Source organism: Phaeobacter sp. CAU 1743, from assembly GCF_039839315.1.
GTDB classification, from domain to species: Bacteria; Pseudomonadota; Alphaproteobacteria; order Rhodobacterales; family Rhodobacteraceae; genus Phycobacter; species Phycobacter gallaeciensis_A.
The window spans coordinates 1-1,050 of the sequence record NZ_JBDOQR010000201.1 but is presented as its reverse complement, the minus strand read 5'-3'; the positions used below and the strand labels follow the sequence as shown (position 1 = coordinate 1,050).

General features: G+C 54.1%; 1 protein-coding gene. It reads left to right on the top strand.

The genetic code is table 11. The annotated features are described in order from the left end of the window. Window positions 1-205: 205 nt before the first annotated feature. Window positions 206-865: a hypothetical protein gene (locus AAFO90_RS24965; protein ID WP_347511197.1), complete on the top strand. Its 660-nt coding sequence runs from the start codon at window positions 206-208 to the stop codon at window positions 863-865. The last annotated feature ends 185 nt before the right edge of the window (window positions 866-1,050 follow it).

Genomic DNA, 1,050 nt, shown 5'->3' with positions numbered 1-1,050 from the left:
CGGCTGGGAAACCCTCTCTCAGCCCCTCGAACCCATGCCCCTTGACCTCGCAGCCTAAAACACCGACCCTTCACATGCCCGGAGCGCGCCGCCAGGGAATTTCCACAGCATTCGCGACACGACCGGAAGCGCAGGTGCTATCTCTTCTGCGATCCGGTTTGGTTCGCGGGCGCGGTTTGGTCTACTTATGCCTTCAGGTAACAGCGTGGCAGAGGGTGAGTTGGCGGCCATTCTGCCTATGGATATTTCGTTACATGTGACGCGGTTATGTTTGACGGGCAGTTCACCCGAAGAACTGATGGCGATGACACATGACATTGATGCAGCGGCCGCACTCATAGGCGACGTGAAGCCAGATCTGACCGGGTTTCATTGCACCGCGGTGTCTACGCGTGATCCTGCGCTAGAGGATGATATTGTGTCCCGGGCCACATCCGCCAGCAGTAGCCGGGTAGTGGCCACTTCTGGCGCTTTGATTGCAGCGTTTAAGGCGTTGGATGTACGAAAAATAGTTTTGGTTACGCCTTATCTTGATCACATCGTCGCCAGTGAAGTCGCCTTTTTGGAAAGGCATGGGATTACGGTTCTGGATGCCCTAGGGCTTGGCTTGAACAGCACAGATGAAATGGCCAGCCTGGATCCTCAGCATTGGTATGCGCTGACTTGTGGTTGCATGCGGGAAGACGCGGATGCGTATTTCCTATCGTGTACCGCAATACGAACGCTTGGCATTGTCGAGCCTTTAGAAGCGATTACGGACCGGCCTGTCCTAACAAGCAATCAAGTTATGGCGTGGCACTTGTTGCGACAGGCCGGTTTCAACGAAACACGAGCGGGCTTTGGACAGCTTCTGAGCCAGTATTGAAATTGAGAACATCAAACAGAAAGTCGGGAAAACACATGACAGAGCACAGGCTGTATCAGGTTGAGCGCCCAGTATCGTCGGATAGTTTGGGAGTTTGGGGTAGCGATGTATTTGCGGATATGTTGCGAGGTTTGGGGGTGAAGTATGTTGCGCTGAACCCTGGGTCGAGCTTTCGAGGTTTGCAC